The sequence below is a fragment of the uncultured Albimonas sp. genome, assembly GCF_963977235.1.
In the GTDB taxonomy this organism is placed as follows: domain Bacteria; phylum Pseudomonadota; class Alphaproteobacteria; order Rhodobacterales; family Rhodobacteraceae; genus Albimonas.
Map to the genome: position 1 here is coordinate 1 of NZ_CAXBOD010000028.1, position 14,504 is coordinate 14,504.

Below are 14,504 nucleotides of genomic sequence, written 5' to 3' on the forward strand. Positions count from 1 at the left end.
GTCGCGCTCCAGCGCGCCTTCGCCCTGGTCGCGCTCCAGCGCGCCTTCGCCCTGGTCGCGCTCCAGCGCGCCTTCGCTCTGGTCGCGCTCCAGCGCGCCTTCGCTCTGGTCGCGGACCGGCGCGCAATGTCCCGCGTTCCGGCGACTGGCGCAATCGCGGGCCGCCCGCTTCGTTGCCGCAGAAACCGCGCGGCCTGGCCCGACGGGAGGCGTGCGCCTCCGCCCCCGGCCCGCCGGGGAGGGTGGGCGGGAGGCGGGCCGGGGGCGGGGGCGCACGCCGGGGGACAGGCGCCGCCGCCAGTCGCAGGGCCCGTCGCGACGCCAGAGGCAGGGCTCGCGATGCGGTCAGGCGCGGGCCGACCGGCGGCCCGCGGCGCAGGCGGATCGAGAGGGCGACCCTGCATCGGGCCCGGGAACATTCCCGGGGGGATCGACGCGCGGCCGATCAGAGGACGTAGCGGCTCATGTCCGCGGAATGGGCCAGGGCGCCGACGCGGCTCTCGACATAGGCCCGGTCGATGGTCACCGACTGGCCGCCGCGGTCGGGGGCCTCGAAGCTCAGCTCCTCGAAGACCCGCTCGAGCACCGTGTGCAGGCGGCGCGCGCCGATGTTCTCGACGGTGCGGTTCACCTCGGCGGCGAACTCCGCGATGGCGCCGACGCCGTCCTCGGAGAACTCGACGCTCACCCCCTCGGTCTCCAGCAGCGCGGTGTACTGGCGGGTGAGGGCGTTGTCGGTCTCGGTCAGGATGCGCACGAAATCGGCCTCGGTCAGGGCCTTGAGCTCGACGCGGATCGGCAGGCGGCCCTGCAGCTCGGGCAGCAGGTCCGAGGGCTTGGAGACATGGAAGGCGCCCGAGGCGATGAACAGCACGTGGTCGGTCTTCACCGCCCCGTGCTTGGTGGTCACGGTGGTGCCCTCGATCAGGGGCAGCAGGTCGCGCTGCACCCCCTCGCGGGAGACGTCGGCGCCCTTCGCGCCCTCGCGCGCGCAGACCTTGTCGATCTCGTCGAGGAACACGATCCCCGACTGCTCGACCGCCTCGATGGCGTCGCGCGCGAGGCTCTCCTGGTCGACCAGCTTGTCGGCCTCCTCGGCGATCAGCAGCTCGTAGCTGTCCTTCACCTTGACCTTGCGCTTGCGGGTGCGCCCGCCCAGCGCCTTGCCGAAGATCGAGCCCAGATCCGCCATCTGCCCCGGCTGCTGGCCGGGAATGTCGAGGCCGGCGAAGGGGTTGGAGGTGTCCTCGATCTCCAGCTCGATCTCGGTGTCGTCGAGCTCGCCGCCGCGCAGCTTGCGGCGGAACATGTCGCGGGTGGAGTCGCGCGACCCCGAACCGGTCAGCGCGTCCAGCACCCGCTCCTCGGCGGCGCCGTGGGCGGTGGCCTTCATCTCCTCGCGCCGACGCTCGCGCAGCATCACGATGGCGGCCTCCACGAGGTCGCGCACGATCTGCTCGACGTCGCGGCCGACATAGCCGACCTCGGTGAACTTGGTGGCCTCGACCTTGATGAAGGGGGCCTGGGCGAGCTTCGCGAGACGGCGCGAGATCTCGGTCTTGCCCACACCCGTCGGGCCGATCATCAGGATGTTCTTGGGCGTCACCTCATGCATCAGGTCGGCGTCGAGCTGACGGCGCCGCCAGCGCGAGCGCAACGCCACGGCGACGGCGCGCTTGGCCTCCTGCTGGCCGATGATGAAACGGTCGAGCTCCGAGACGATCTCGCGGGGGGTCAGGTCGGACATGTCGGTCTCCGTCGTCGCGCCGCGGGCCCTTGGGCCGCGCGCGTGGCAAAAAGGATCAGGCGGCGGGCGCCCAGGGGGGAAGGCGGTCCTTGCCGGGGAAGTCGGGCGTCGCGCGCATCAGGGCGGTGCGAAGCGTCACCCAGCCCGCGCCCAGCCCGATGATCAGCGCGCCGAGCAGCATCAGCCCGCCGGCGGCGCCGAGGCCGGCCGCGTCCACCACGCTCCACACCATCGAGGCGAGGTAGGCCGCGGCCGCCAGCAGCAGCGATCGTCGATCCAGCGCCAGCGCCAGCGCCGCCAGCAGCGCCAGAAACAGCGCCATCAGCGCGCCGGAAAGGGCGGTGGGCTCCCGCAGCAGGCTCAGCGCCACGGTGTTGACGATGGCGGGACCAGCGGCGAGATGCAGCCAGAACCCGCAGGCCGACAGACGCGTGACCCGATGGGGATCGCGCAGGTCGAAGCCGAGCGCCAGCGCGAAGCAGATCATCCCGAAGACCAGCGTGCCGATGGCGAAGGCCGACGAGGCGCCGAGATCGAACAGCGCCGCCGCCCCTCCGCCCGCGATCATCGCCTGCACCGCCGCCTGGCCGTCCCCGGCCAGCACGATCAGCAACGTGGCGTAGGCGGCCAGCGCCGCGAGAAACAGCGCGAAGGGCAGCCGGAAGCGCAGGAAGAAGGCGATGGCCGCGACCAGCGCCGTCCCGGTGACGGCCGCAAGCGTCGGAACCGAGGGTCCCGGCCCCGCCAGCGCGTCGGCATCCACGAACAGGCCCGTGGCCACCATCCCCGCCGAGACGGCGAAACCGATCGCCAGCAACAGGCTGGGCAGCGTCATGCGGCGGCGACGGGTCAGGTACTCGGCCAGCGCCCAGGCGCCGATCACGCCCATCAGGCCGGGGCCGAACTGCCCGAAGGCGAGGCCCAGCAGCCAGCCGCCCATGCCCAGGATCGCCACGCCCGCGGCGACGAAGACGTCGTTGAGGCCGCGAAACAGCTCGAACGGCTCGTCGCCGACATGGGCGCGCAGGCCGCGTCGGGATTCGCCCAGCGCAGCCAGCCGCACGGCCTGCCGCTCGTCGATCATGCCCGCGCCGACGGCGGCGCGCAGATCGCTCGCATCGAGCGCAGCGGCGGGGGCGTCAGGCGCGGGATCAGCCGTCAAGGGTTTCGACCGTCAGGTTGCCGTTGGTGAACACGCAGATCTCGGCGGCGATGGCCATGGCCTTGCGGGCCACGGTCTCGGCGTCGAGCTCGGTCTCCATCAACCCGCGGGCGGCGGCCTGCGCGTAGAGGCCCCCCGAGCCGATGGCGGCGACGTCGTGCTCGGGCTCGAGCACGTCGCCCGCGCCGGTGATCACGAACAGCTGCGCCCCGTCGGTGACGATCAGCATCGCCTCGAGGTTGCGCAGATACTTGTCGGTGCGCCAGTCCTTGGCGAGGTCGACGCAGGCGCGCAGCAGCTGGCCGGGCTGGGCCTCGAGCTTGCCTTCCAGCCGCTCGAGCAGGGTGAACGCGTCGGCGGTGGAGCCGGCGAAGCCCACCACAACCGGGGCGCCGCCCGGCTCGATCCGGCGCACCTTGCGCGCCGTGCCCTTGATGACCGTGTTGCCGAGCGAGACCTGTCCGTCGCCCGCGACCACAACCTTGCCGCCGCGCCGGACCGCGAGGATGGTGGTGCCGTGCCAGCCGGGGAAGTCGTCTGCGCTCATGGGGTCTCCGGGTCTTTCGTGCCTGCCGTCGAGCGGCCGGGAGGGGTTCGGTGTCGAGCGGCCATATAGGCGGGGCGCCGCCGGGACGCCACCCGGCTTGACGCAAGGGGCGCCTGCGGGAGGGCCCCTCGCCCGCCTCCGCCCCCGCCCCTCGCCGGCGCCCGGCCCGCTTGCGCGCCTGCTCCACGCCCGCCTCCGCGCGCGTCGCGCGGCGCCCTTTCCGCGGAGCCGCGCCGGGGCTATACCCCTGCCGTCCGCAAGATAGGGGGCCTGTCCGATGCGCACCGCCAGCCTGACGCGCAAGACCAACGAGACCGACATCTCGGTCGAGGTGAACCTGGACGGGACCGGGGCGCATGACTGCGCCACCGGCGTGGGGTTCTTCGACCACATGCTCGACCAGCTCGCGCGCCACTCGCTGATCGACATGACGGTGCGCTGTTCGGGCGACCGGCATATCGACGACCACCACTCGGTGGAGGACGTGGGCATCGCGCTGGGCCAGGCGCTGGCGCAGGCGGTGGGCGACAAGCGCGGGATCCGCCGCTACGGATCCTGCCTGCTGCCGATGGACGAATCCCTGGTGCGCGCGGCGCTGGACCTCTCGGGCCGGCCGTTCCTGGTGTGGAAGGTGGCGTTCCCGACCGAGAAGATCGGCGCCTTTGACACCGAGCTGGTGCGCGAGTTTTTCACCGCCTTCGCGATGAACGCCCGCATGACCCTGAACGTGGCGAAGCTGGACGGCGAGAACTCCCACCACATCGCCGAGAGCGCCTTCAAGGCCGTCGCCCGCGCCCTGCGCGAGGCGGTCGAGGAGGATCCCCGCCAGAAAGGCGCCCTGCCGAGCACCAAGGGGGCGCTATGACGACCGCGCCCGGAACCGCCATCGTCGACTACGGCTCGGGCAACCTGCACTCGGTCGCCAAATCCTTCGAGCGGATGTCGCGCGAGGCCGGGGCCGGCGGCCCCGTCGTGGTGACCGCCGACGCCGAGACCGTGCGCCGCGCCGACCGCATCGTCCTGCCCGGCGTGGGCGCCTTTGGCGACTGCGCCGCGGGCCTGCGCGCGGTGCCGGGCATGTGGGAGGCGATCGAGGAGCGGGTCGCCGCCGGCACGCCCTTCCTCGGGATCTGCGTGGGCCAGCAGCTGATGGCCGACCGGGGGCTGGAGTTCGGCGCCCACTCCGGCTTCGGCTGGATCGCGGGCGACGTGGCCCCGATCGAGGTCGACGACCCCGCCCTGAAGATCCCGCACATGGGCTGGAACCCGCTGGTCATCGACCGCCCGCACCCGCTGCTCGAGGGGATCGCGGACGGCGACCACGCCTATTTCGTGCACAGCTTCCACCTCACCCCGCAGGATCCCGCGGCCCGTTTCGCCCACGTGATGCACGGCGGCCCGGTCACGGCGATGGTGGCGCGCGACACGATGGCCGGCACCCAGTTCCACCCCGAGAAGAGCCAGGCCACCGGCCTGCGCCTGATCGCCAACTTCCTCGCCTGGAGGCCCTGAGCGCGCCGCGGCCGCCCGCGCGCCCTCGATCCGCCTTCCGCCCGCGGCGCGTTCCGGCGCGGCGCCCGGGCCGAGCGCCGCGGGCGGGGGGCCGCGCGCCCTTCCCCGCCCGCCCGGCTTGCCTTCTCCGGCGGTCCGGTCCACATCTCCGCCGCCCTTGCCTCGCCTGCAGACTTCGGAGACCGGCGCCATGATCCTCTACCCCGCCATCGACCTGAAGGAGGGCCGCTGCGTGCGCCTGCTGCGCGGCGAGATGGACAGCGCCACGGTCTTCAACGACGACCCCGGCGCCCAGGCCCGCGCCTTCCAGGACGCCGGCTGCGCCTGGCTGCATATCGTGGATCTCGACGGCGCCTTCGCCGGCCGCCCCGCCAACGCCGAGGCGGTCGAGCGGATCCTCGCCGCGATCTCGATCCCTGCCCAGCTTGGCGGCGGCATCCGCGACATGGCCCAGGTCGAGGCCTGGCTGACCCGCGGCGTCGCCCGCGTGATCCTGGGCACGGCCGCCGTCCGCGACCCCGAATTCGTGAAGGCCGCCGCCCGCGCCTTCCCCGGCCGGGTCGCCGTGGGCATCGACGCCCGCGAGGGCATGGCCGCGGTCGAGGGCTGGGCCGAGACCACCGACATCGAGGCCGTCGACCTCGCCCGCCGCTTCGAGGATGCGGGCGTCGCCGCGATCATCCACACCGACATCGACCGCGACGGCGCGATGCAGGGCCCCAACATCGAGGCCTCCGCCGCGCTCGCCCATGCCGTCGCGATCCCGGTGATCGTCTCGGGCGGCGTCTCCTCGATGGAGGACATCCGGGCCGCAAAGGCCTGCGGCGCCCCGCTCGACGGCGTGATCTCCGGCCGCGCCCTCTACGACGGGCGCCTCGACCCCGCCGGAGCCGCCGCCCACCTCGCCGGCTGAGCGCCGCCGGCAACGGGCGCCCCCCCGAGCGCCTGTTCTCCGGAGCCGTCTCTCGCTGATGCCGATCAGAGCGACTCGCCCCGTCCGGTCAGGGATCGCCGCAGGCGACCCCCGAAGGGGGCTTGTCCTTGACCGGGCGGGGCGAGTCGCTCAGGCATCAATCAGCGAGGGACGGATCCGGAGAACAGGCGCGGGCATGTTCTTTGGTGAGTCTTGAAGCGCCCCCCGCGCCCGTCGCACCCCGCGCCCCGCCAGCCGCGCGCCGCGGGCCCGCCCTCCTCGCCGGCGCCCCGCCCGACGCGGCGCCTCCCTGCCCCATGGCCTCGCCCCGCCGCGCGCGCTATATCCCGTGCCGCCCGCGCCGCCCCCCTGCCCGGAGGCCACTCTCGATGCTGAAGACCCGCGTCATTCCCTGCCTCGACGTCAAGGACGGCCGCGTGGTCAAGGGCGTGAACTTCGTCGACCTGATCGACGCCGGCGATCCGGTCGAGGCCGCGCGCGCCTACGACGCCGCCGGCGCGGACGAGCTCTGCTTTCTCGACATCACCGCCAGCCACGAGAACCGCGGCACCCTCCTCGACATCGCCGCCCGCACCGCCGAGCAGTGCTTCATGCCGCTGACCATCGGCGGCGGCGTGCGCACGGTCGAGGACGTGCGCAACCTGCTGCTGGCCGGCGCCGACAAGGTCAGCTTCAACACCGCGGCGGTGAACACCCCCGAGGTGATCGACGCGGCCGCCGAGAAGTTCGGCGCCCAGTGCATCACGGTCGCCATCGACGCCCGCACCGTCGCCCCCGGCCAGTGGCAGATATTCACCCACGGCGGCCGCACCGCCACCGGCATCGACGCGGTCGATTTCGCCCGGGACATGGAGCGGCGCGGCGCCGGCGAGATCCTGCTGACCTCGATGGACCGCGACGGCACGCGGGCGGGCTACAACCTGCCCCTGACCCGGGCCGTGGCCGACGCCGTCTCGATCCCCGTCATCGCCTCGGGCGGGGTCGGCGCGCTCGAGCATCTGGTCGAGGGCGTGACGCAGGGCCACGCCTCGGCCGTGCTCGCCGCCTCGATCTTCCATTTCGGCCACCACACGATCGGGGAGGCGAAGGCCGCCATGGCCGCCGCCGGCATCCCCGTTCGCCTCTGATCCCGCCCCCGATCCCGCGCGCCCTGCGAGGAGCCCCGCCATGCCCAAGGCCCCCGTCTCCGCCCCCCTGTCCGCCCCGACGCCGGACCTGTCGGTCCTGGCGCGGCTCGACGCCGTGATCCGCTCGCGCAAGGGGGCGGACCCTGCCAGCAGCCACACGGCGCGGCTGTTCGCCAAGGGCCCGCGCAAATGCGCCCAGAAATTCGGCGAGGAGGCCGTCGAGGCGGTGATCGCGGCCGCGGCCAACGACCGCGCCGAGCTGAAGTCCGAGGCCGCCGACACCCTCTACCACCTGTTGGTGATGCTGGCCGCGCGCGACGTCTCGCTGGCCGACGTGCTGAGCGAACTGGAGCGCCGCGAGGGCGTCTCGGGCGTCGCCGAGAAAGCCGCCCGCCCGAAGGCCTGACCCCCTCCAATCGCGCGTTGCACCGCCTTTCGACGGGCGCTATACACCGCCCTCGAAGCACCCGTAGCTCAGCTGGATAGAGCGCTGCCCTCCGAAGGCAGAGGTCACAGGTTCGAATCCTGTCGGGTGCGCCATTTCCGTATAAAATACAATGACTTCGGCTTCAGCCAGAACGGGCGAAGCTGGAAGGCGCAGCCTTCGGCAATTCGGTCCGGACGGCGCATCGCGCGGTCGAAGGGCCGGACGGCGAGCCGCTTCTTCGTGCGAGAGAGCGATTTGCTCGCCGCTGACTGGGATACCCGCCTGCGCGCGGGAGATCTCAACTCCCGAGACAAGCGGCGAGTTCGTCGGGCGTTCCATGCGGGAAGGCTTCCCTCAAATGATCGAGGAACGCCGAGACGCGGGCGCTCAGCAGCCGACGGGTGGGGTAGAGCGTCCACAAGGCAATTTCCGGTCCCTCCACGTCGCCCCAGTGGACCAGCCTGCCGTCGGCGAGGTCGCGGCTGACGAGGGATATCGGCAGGCGCGCGGCGCCCACGCCCATCCGGACCGCATCGCGAACCATGACGAGCGACGACAGGCTGAGGATCGGATTGACGGAGATGCTCGCCCGGCCCGCCGTCGTCAGCACGTTCCAGGCCTGGGCCTCATTGCCCGGCCCGCGGACGACGGCCGGAACAGCGCTGTCATCCGTCGGTCGCGGCAGACCCGGGCTTGCCACGACCACCAGCCGGTCGCGCAGGAAGATCCGCCCGACGAGGTTCTCATCCGGCTCGGGATTGACCCGGATCACCAGGTCATAGGCTTCCTCGATCATATCGACGGCCCGGTCCTCGGTTGTCACCTCGAGCCGGACCTCCGGGTATTTCAGCGCAAAGCCGGCCGCCAGCTTTCCCATCGCGGTCTGCGAGAAGAGCAGGGGCGCGCTGATCCGCAATCTTCCGCGGGGGTTCTGGCCGCCTGAGGCGATCGCAGCGGCGGTCTCGTCAATCTCGGTGAGCAACTGGCTCGTCCGCTCGAACAGCGCGCGTCCCTCCTCCGTCAGCTTCAGGTCGCGCGCGCCACGCTCGAACAGGCGCAGGTCGAGGCTCGCTTCAAGTTCAGCCACACGGCGGGACAGCGTCGCCTTCGGACGGCCCGAGGCTCGGGACGCCTTTCCGAACCCGCCGTGGCGGGCGACCAGATTAAAGTCGGCGAGAGCAAGCAGGTCCATAAGTGTTCCACTGGTGAGACGTTCCGTCCAGATATGGCGTCTATCGACGCGAATGTGGATCGCTAACTTGAGATCAGGCCAACACCTGACCCCAAGGAGCAACACCATGACCGTTCTCGTCACCGGCGCGACCGGCAATGTCGGAAGCAACGTCGTCGACCAGCTCGTCAAACGCGGCGCAGATGTCCGCGCGCTCGTTCGCGACCCCGCAAAGGCCAGCTTTCCCGCGGGCGTCGATGTCGTCCGGGGCGACCTGCTCGACGTCGACTCGCTGCGCGACGCCATGAAGGGCGTCTCGACGCTGTTCCTGCTGAACGCTGTCGTCGCCGACGAATTCACCCAGGCGCTGATCGCGCTCAACGTCGCCCGCGAAGCGGGGATCGATCGGATCGTCTATCTCTCGGTGATCCACAGCGACATCTACGTCAACGTGCCGCATTTCGCGGGCAAGTTCGGCGTCGAGCGGATGATCGAGCAGATGGGGATGGGCGCCACCATCCTGCGCCCGGCCTATTACATGGACAACGAGATCACGATTCTGGACGCGATCACCGGCTATGGCATCTATCCCATGCCGATCGGCGACAAGGGCCTCGCGATGATCGACGCCCGCGATATCGGCGAGATCGCCGCGATCGAACTGGTCCGCCGCGAACAGTCGCCCACGCCCCTCCCGCTCACCCGCATCAATCTGGTTGGCCCGGATACGCTGACCGGCGCGAGCGCGGCCGCCATCTGGAGCGACAGTCTCGGCCGCGAGATCGCCTATCCCGGCGAGGATACGGCCGGCTTCGAGCAGAACATGCGCCAGTTCATGCCGGGGTGGATGGCTTACGACATGCGTCTGATGGCCGAACGCTTCGTATCCGACGGGATGCTGCCCGAGGCCGGCGATGTGGACCGTCTCACCACGCTGCTCGGCCGCCCGCTGCGCTCCTATCGCGATTACGTCGCGCAGATCGCCGGCTGACCTTCCAACCGCCAACCGCCAACCTCCAGACAAGGACCACCGCCATGATCTTCTCGACCGCCACCGTTTCGGTGAATCCGGACGGCGAAACTCCGCTCACCCGCGAACAGGTCTGGAAGGGCCTCGAGCTGAAAGCGCGCGACGCCCGGTTGTTCCTTCCGCCCGGCCTTTGCGCCAAGTGCGACGTGACCGAGGAGAGCGCCACGCACTTCGTTCGTGACGCCACCATCGCCGGTGCAGATCTGCGCGAGGTCATCGTGCTCGAGCCGCAGCGCAAGGTCACCTTCTTTCAGGCGACCGGCCCGCGCGAAGGGGCCATCGTCAACGAGGTGTTCGAGGACGAAACCGGCGCGCTTCAGCTCAAATTTTACTGCTATCTCGGACTGCGCGACAGGGCGCCGAACGGTTCCGAGGAACAGGCCGAGCAGGCGCAATTCGACAGCGACAAAGGCTACAAGGCCGCTCTCGTCTCGACGCTGAAGCGCACCCGCGAGATGCTCGCGGAAGGCAAGCTCTGAGCCTTACGCCCTGGCGGCCCCTCAGGCGGGGTCCCGGCCAGGGGCGAGCGGGCGACGGAGTGGGCCTGGCGGATCGCACGGAATTCTGGCGGACGGCGCGCGGGGCAATCCGAGGCGGATCGGGCGCTTCATCAGAGAGATGACGCTTCGCCCGGCCTTGGCCGAGACGCGCGGCCTCCGCGATGAACGGAACGTCTCGGCAGGCGCCATGCAGGCAACTGGCGGCAAATACTCCCGCCCGCTTCGATCGATCCGGGCAGCCTGTGCGGAGACTGCCGGACCTGAGACGCGGTTCGCATCCTGGCCGGAGCAGCGTCCGCGGGGTTGTGCTCCGCCCCCCAATTCTGGATCGCCGCGTCCGGCGATCCCCGCGTCAGACCGCGCCGGGGAGCTCGATGGTCGAGAGGAAGTGCTTGGCGTGCTCGAAGAAGGCCGCCGGGGCGAAGCGCAGGCCGCCGCCGGCGCCGGTCATCAGGGCGAAGCGGTTGGTGGGCAGGCCCGGGTCCTCGAGACGACGGAAGCGCAGGACGCCCGAGGCGATCTCGGACTGGGCGCCGATCGGCGTCATCACCGAGGCGTAGCGGCCAGAGCGGGCCAGCTCGACCAGCATCCGGATCGAATCCGCCTCGACCAGCGGCGGCAGGGCGGGGGCGGCGCGCAGCAGGAACGGCTCGATCACCGAGCGGATCGAGATCTCGGGCTTGGCCACCGCCAGCGGGTGCGAGACGCAGTCCGCGATCGTCAGGTGGGGCGTGTCGGCGAGCGGATGGTCGGGGCGCATCAGGGCGCCGATGCGCACGTCCCGGCGCAGGGCCACCTCGATCCGCGGCGGCGGCGCGACGGCGATGAAGCCGAAGCCCACGTCGACCTCCCCGGCCGCGAGACGCGAGATCACCTCGGCCGCCGGCAACACCGCCACATCGAGATGGATGCGCGGGTGGCGGCGGCCGAACTCGGCGATCAGGGTGGGCAGGAAACTGAGCCCCACGCTCTCGATCGTGGCGATGCGCACGCGGCCGGTGCGCAGACCGCGCAGCATGTCGAGCTCGGCCACCGCGGACTCCAGCGGCGCCGAGATCCGGCGGGTGTGGCGGAACAGGATCTCGCCGGCGGGGGCGAGCTTCAGGCGGCGGGCCTCGCGCTCGAACAGCTCGAGGCCCAGAGCGTCCTCCATCTGGCTGATCTGGCGCGAGACGGCCGAGGAGGCGACGTTGAGCCGCCGCGCCGCCTCGCGGATCGAGAGATGTTCGGCGGCGGCGTTGAAATAGATCAGCGCAGGCTGGTGGAAGACCCGGGCCAGCAGCGCGGGCGAAAGCGCGTCCTTGCGCGGGCGGGCGTCGTCCTCCGCCTGGGCGGTTTCGGGCTCGGGTTCGCGCGCATTGATGGCCATGGATGGGAGTCTCGCTGGTGTTGCCGTTTCGGCATCATAGCGATCTCTTATTGAAAGTATCAAATTCTTGGCAGAGCCGTAAAGTGAACCGGTCGGCGGCCGACAAGACCCGCCGAACGCCGGGGTTCTGCGCCCTGGACGAGGGAATAACCAGACGGACGACGGAGAGATCCGGCGACGGCCCCGCGCCGCCGCCCGGCGGAGGCGTGCGAGTGGATCTGAACGGCGGGGAGACGCTGGAGCGGCCCGAGGGTGACGCGGCGACGGCCCGGGTTGGGCGGCTGGCGGCCGCCGAGGCGTGGCCCGCGGGCGGCGCCGGTCTGTTCCGGGAACCGCAACCGGGGCTGCGCGCGCTGGCGGACCTGGGGGGCGCGATCCGGGCGCCGCTGCGCGTCGGGCCGGGGGGGCTCGAGATCGCGGCCACCTCCACCATCGCCGAGATGAAGGCGCCGGGCGACGGGCGCGTGTCCGTGCTGGCGGGGGCCCGGGGATGAGGGTCACGACCGACGGCACGACCCTCTCGGCGCCCCCTGGCCCCGGCCAGCGCCTGCGCGGCTTCCCGCGCACGCAGGGCCGCGTGGGCGTCCAGAAGGACTGCGAGGCGGGCGACTGGGGCGCCCGCACCGTCCAGATGGACGGTCCGGGGACTTCCCGCCTGACGCCCGCCGCCCGGCACGAGGACCCGCTCGACGCGGGGCCCCACGCCGTCGCATGCGGGAGCTGCGGGCTCGGGCTCGACCAGCGCCTCGACATTTTCGAGCGCGCGCTGGTCGGAACGGATCGGATCGCGGGGGGGCCTGCTGGGGAGCGCCCCGCCGCGACCGCGGCCGCCGGGGAGCGGTCGGGGTGCGGCGCGTCCGCTGGGGGCGCGTCCGCGGGGGAGGCGCCCCCCGGGGCGGCGTCTCCCCGCGTCGGAGGCGCCGGGGAGGGCGCCTCCGACGTTCTGGGGGACGCACGGGGCGGGGTCGCACCGGCGACTGGGGCCGCGCTGTGGGAGGAGGCGGACCTCGACGGGGAGGGGCGCGTCGCCACCCCCGCCTTCCGCGGCCGCCGCCTGCCTTCGATGGGCGACCTGCCGGTGGCCGGGGCGCATTTCGCGCAGGCCCACGACCGCCTCGGCCCGCGCGGCGCCGGGTCGATGTCCGAGCGCCCCCGCAACCCGGTCGTCGCCGCGCTCGCCGCCGCGATCCGCGACGCGACCGGGCTGCGCCTCGAGGCCGCCCCGTTCCTCGCAGACCCGATCCGCGCGCGTCGGCGGGCGGGGATCGAAGCGCCCGTGCGCAAGAGGGCCCGGGCCGATTGCACTCCGCAGGACCGACGGATCGAGGAGACCGACCGTGAGCACGAACCCGCCCGGATCTAGCAGCTACAGCTACAGCTACAAATTGTTCCACAAGAGCGATTACAGCGCCTTCTGGGCGCTGTTCACCGACAACCTGATCAACCTTCTGGTGCTCTCGGGCATCTGCCGGTTCGTGTTCGGGATGCCCGACGAGATCGTGTTCGGCCGGATCCTGCCCGGCGCTGCGGTGGCCATCGTCTTCGGCATCGCGGTCTACACGCTGCTGGCCAGACGCGCGGCGGCCAGGGCGGGGCGGGACGTCACCGCCCTGCCCTACGGCATCTCGACCCCGGTGATGTTCGTCTATCTCTTCGGCGTCATCGGCCCGATCTACTGGGCCACGCAGGACCCGCTGCTGGCCTGGCAGGTGGGCATCGGCGCGGGCTTCATCGGCGGCATCGTGGCGGCGCTCGGCGCCGTCGTGGGTCCGATGCTGAAGGCCGTCACCCCGCGCGCGGGCATGCTGGGCACGCTGTGCGGCATCGCGCTGGTCTACATCGGCGCCGTGCCGCTGGCCGAGGTGTTCGAAAAGCCGCTGGTGGGCTTCGCCTCGCTCGCGATCATCCTGTGGGGCCTGGTGGGGCGCTTCAGGCTGCCCTTCGACGTGCCCGCGGGCCTCGCCGCGCTGGTCGTGGGCGTGGTCATCGCGCTGGTGCTGGGGGAGTCCTCGATCTCGGTCGACGGTCTGGGGTTCTACCCGCCCGTGCCCTGGTTCGGCGACCTGGTCGCGGGCGTGCAGCACCTGTGGGCCAACCCCGAGCTGTTCCTGGTGCTGATCCCGGTGCAGATCTACAATTTCATCGAGACCATGAACAACGTCGAGAGCGCCGAGGCCGCCGGCGACCATTACCCCGTCGCCGTCTGCCAGGTGACCGACGGCGCGGGCACGATGATCGGGGCGCTGTTCGGCTCTCCCTTCCCCACCACCGCCTATATCGGGCATCCGGCCTACAAGCGGATGGGGGCGCATGCGGGCTATGTCGTGGGGGTCGGCGTGGTGATCCCGCTGGCGGCGATCTTCGGGCTGCTGGCCTTCCTCGGCGACCTCATGCCGGTGGCCGCGGCGGCGCCCGTGCTGGTCTTCGTGGCGCTGTCGCTGATCGCCAACACCGCCGCCTCGGTCCGGCCCGCGCACATGGCCGCGGTGGGCTTTGCGATGCTGCCCCATGTCTCGGATTTCCTGATCACCAAGTGGGGCTCGCTGATGGGGGCGCTGGGGGCCTCGGGGGTCGAGGGGCTGCCCCAGCTCGGCGACCCGGCGCTGACCGCGGCCCTCCTCCAGCAGGGGGCGCACTACACCGGCCACCTGGCGCTGAGCCAGGGGGCGATCCTGACCGGGCTGATCTGGGGGGCGATCGTGGCCTCGCTGATCGACGGGAACTTCAAGGTCGCGGGCGGCTTCACGCTTGCGGGCGCGGTCATGTCCTCGGTCGGCATCATCCACGGGGCGGCGCTGCACTGGCCCTCGCTGGCCGGGCCGACGGGAGGGTATCTCGTGGCGGCGGCCTTCTTCCTGATCTACCCGCTGATCCTGGGGGACAAGGCGACCGAAGCGGGCGATCCCGTCGTGGACGACGTGGCTCCCGCCTCTCGCACGCCCGCCGAGTAGGCCCGCGCCTCCCGGGGTCGCGACGCC

General features: G+C 71.8%; 15 protein-coding genes and 1 tRNA gene. 11 read left to right on the forward strand and 5 right to left on the reverse strand.

The window, feature by feature from the left end; translation table 11 throughout:
- Positions 1-445 precede the first annotated feature (445 nt).
- Genes hslU through hslV form a run of 3 tightly spaced genes read right to left on the reverse strand, consistent with a single transcriptional unit; the run spans position 446 to position 3,456 of the window.
- The gene (gene hslU, locus AAC134_RS13675) at positions 446-1,747 is read right to left on the reverse strand and encodes an ATP-dependent protease ATPase subunit HslU (RefSeq protein WP_339949657.1); all 1,302 of its coding nucleotides are present in this window, start codon (positions 1,745-1,747) and stop codon (positions 446-448) included.
- A 55-nt stretch (positions 1,748-1,802) separates the two neighbouring features.
- Positions 1,803-2,909, reverse strand: coding sequence for a hypothetical protein (locus AAC134_RS13680; RefSeq protein ID WP_339949658.1), 1,107 nt, complete (start codon positions 2,907-2,909; stop codon positions 1,803-1,805).
- Positions 2,899-3,456: an ATP-dependent protease subunit HslV gene (hslV, locus tag AAC134_RS13685; protein ID WP_339949659.1), complete on the reverse strand. Its 558-nt coding sequence runs from the start codon at positions 3,454-3,456 to the stop codon at positions 2,899-2,901. The genes AAC134_RS13680 and hslV overlap by 11 nt, the downstream gene beginning before the upstream one ends.
- A 277-nt stretch (positions 3,457-3,733) precedes the next feature.
- On the opposite strand from hslV, the gene hisB reads away from it, so the two are divergent.
- The 6 genes from hisB to AAC134_RS13715 all read left to right on the forward strand — a co-directional run bounded on the left by hisB (position 3,734) and on the right by AAC134_RS13715 (position 7,569).
- Positions 3,734-4,321: an imidazoleglycerol-phosphate dehydratase HisB gene (hisB, locus tag AAC134_RS13690; protein WP_339949660.1), complete on the forward strand. Its 588-nt coding sequence runs from the start codon at positions 3,734-3,736 to the stop codon at positions 4,319-4,321.
- Positions 4,318-4,968 carry an imidazole glycerol phosphate synthase subunit HisH gene (gene hisH / locus AAC134_RS13695; protein ID WP_339949661.1) on the forward strand — a complete coding sequence of 217 codons (651 nt, stop codon included), beginning with the start codon at positions 4,318-4,320 and terminating at the stop codon, positions 4,966-4,968. Before hisB ends, hisH begins: the two co-directional genes overlap by 4 nt.
- Before the next feature lie 190 nt (positions 4,969-5,158).
- Positions 5,159-5,881: a 1-(5-phosphoribosyl)-5-[(5-phosphoribosylamino)methylideneamino]imidazole-4-carboxamide isomerase gene (gene hisA, locus AAC134_RS13700; RefSeq protein WP_339949662.1), complete on the forward strand. Its 723-nt coding sequence runs from the start codon at positions 5,159-5,161 to the stop codon at positions 5,879-5,881.
- 389 nt (positions 5,882-6,270) lie between these two features.
- On the forward strand, positions 6,271-7,029 hold the full coding sequence (hisF, locus tag AAC134_RS13705) for an imidazole glycerol phosphate synthase subunit HisF (RefSeq protein ID WP_339949663.1): 759 nt from the start codon (positions 6,271-6,273) through the stop codon (positions 7,027-7,029).
- A gap of 88 nt (positions 7,030-7,117) precedes the next feature.
- Positions 7,118-7,435: a phosphoribosyl-ATP diphosphatase gene (locus tag AAC134_RS13710; RefSeq protein ID WP_339949703.1), complete on the forward strand. Its 318-nt coding sequence runs from the start codon at positions 7,118-7,120 to the stop codon at positions 7,433-7,435.
- A gap of 57 nt (positions 7,436-7,492) precedes the next feature.
- A tRNA-Arg gene (locus AAC134_RS13715) sits at positions 7,493-7,569 on the forward strand.
- Between the two features lie 185 nt (positions 7,570-7,754).
- On the opposite strand, the gene AAC134_RS13720 is transcribed toward AAC134_RS13715, so the two are convergent.
- The gene (locus tag AAC134_RS13720; RefSeq protein WP_339949664.1) at positions 7,755-8,648 is read right to left on the reverse strand and encodes a LysR substrate-binding domain-containing protein; all 894 of its coding nucleotides are present in this window, start codon (positions 8,646-8,648) and stop codon (positions 7,755-7,757) included.
- Positions 8,649-8,754: 106 nt separating this feature from the next.
- Between AAC134_RS13720 and AAC134_RS13725 the strand changes: the two genes are divergently transcribed.
- Together AAC134_RS13725 and AAC134_RS13730 are read left to right on the forward strand one after the other, a co-directional pair.
- Positions 8,755-9,618, forward strand: coding sequence for an NmrA/HSCARG family protein (locus AAC134_RS13725; RefSeq protein ID WP_339949665.1), 864 nt, complete (start codon positions 8,755-8,757; stop codon positions 9,616-9,618).
- Positions 9,619-9,662: 44 nt separating this feature from the next.
- Positions 9,663-10,136 (forward strand): SRPBCC family protein, encoded by a 474-nt coding sequence (locus AAC134_RS13730; RefSeq protein WP_339949666.1) that lies wholly within the window; start codon positions 9,663-9,665, stop codon positions 10,134-10,136.
- A gap of 373 nt (positions 10,137-10,509) precedes the next feature.
- Here the strand turns inward: AAC134_RS13730 and AAC134_RS13735 are convergent, their stop codons facing one another.
- A complete protein-coding gene (locus AAC134_RS13735) occupies positions 10,510-11,526 on the reverse strand; it encodes a LysR substrate-binding domain-containing protein (RefSeq protein WP_339949667.1) in 1,017 nt (338 codons plus the stop codon).
- 212 nt (positions 11,527-11,738) lie between these two features.
- On the opposite strand from AAC134_RS13735, the gene AAC134_RS13740 reads away from it, so the two are divergent.
- The 3 genes from AAC134_RS13740 to AAC134_RS13750 are packed head-to-tail and all read left to right on the forward strand — an operon-like array spanning position 11,739 to position 14,477.
- Entirely contained in the window at positions 11,739-12,020 is a 282-nt protein-coding gene (locus AAC134_RS13740) for a hypothetical protein (protein ID WP_339949668.1), read from the forward strand.
- Positions 12,017-12,889 carry a hypothetical protein gene (locus tag AAC134_RS13745; RefSeq protein WP_339949669.1) on the forward strand — a complete coding sequence of 291 codons (873 nt, stop codon included), beginning with the start codon at positions 12,017-12,019 and terminating at the stop codon, positions 12,887-12,889. Before AAC134_RS13740 ends, AAC134_RS13745 begins: the two co-directional genes overlap by 4 nt.
- Entirely contained in the window at positions 12,864-14,477 is a 1,614-nt protein-coding gene (locus AAC134_RS13750) for a xanthine/uracil/vitamin C permease (RefSeq protein ID WP_339949670.1), read from the forward strand. Before AAC134_RS13745 ends, AAC134_RS13750 begins: the two co-directional genes overlap by 26 nt.
- Positions 14,478-14,504: the final 27 nt, after the last annotated feature.

Bases quoted from the DNA above. Each gene is read 5' to 3' on its own strand.
- hslU (WP_339949657.1), bottom strand. From the start codon at position 1,747: ATGTCCGACCTGACCCCCCGCGAGATCGTCTCGGAGCTCGACCGTTTC.
- hslV (WP_339949659.1), bottom strand. From the start codon at position 3,456: ATGAGCGCAGACGACTTCCCCGGCTGGCACGGCACCACCATCCTCGCG.
- hisB (WP_339949660.1), top strand. From the start codon at position 3,734: ATGCGCACCGCCAGCCTGACGCGCAAGACCAACGAGACCGACATCTCG.
- hisH (WP_339949661.1), top strand. From the start codon at position 4,318: ATGACGACCGCGCCCGGAACCGCCATCGTCGACTACGGCTCGGGCAAC.
- hisA (WP_339949662.1), top strand. From the start codon at position 5,159: ATGATCCTCTACCCCGCCATCGACCTGAAGGAGGGCCGCTGCGTGCGC.
- hisF (WP_339949663.1), top strand. From the start codon at position 6,271: ATGCTGAAGACCCGCGTCATTCCCTGCCTCGACGTCAAGGACGGCCGC.
- AAC134_RS13720 (WP_339949664.1), bottom strand. From the start codon at position 8,648: ATGGACCTGCTTGCTCTCGCCGACTTTAATCTGGTCGCCCGCCACGGC.
- AAC134_RS13725 (WP_339949665.1), top strand. From the start codon at position 8,755: ATGACCGTTCTCGTCACCGGCGCGACCGGCAATGTCGGAAGCAACGTC.
- AAC134_RS13730 (WP_339949666.1), top strand. From the start codon at position 9,663: ATGATCTTCTCGACCGCCACCGTTTCGGTGAATCCGGACGGCGAAACT.
- AAC134_RS13735 (WP_339949667.1), bottom strand. From the start codon at position 11,526: ATGGCCATCAATGCGCGCGAACCCGAGCCCGAAACCGCCCAGGCGGAG.
- AAC134_RS13745 (WP_339949669.1), top strand. From the start codon at position 12,017: ATGAGGGTCACGACCGACGGCACGACCCTCTCGGCGCCCCCTGGCCCC.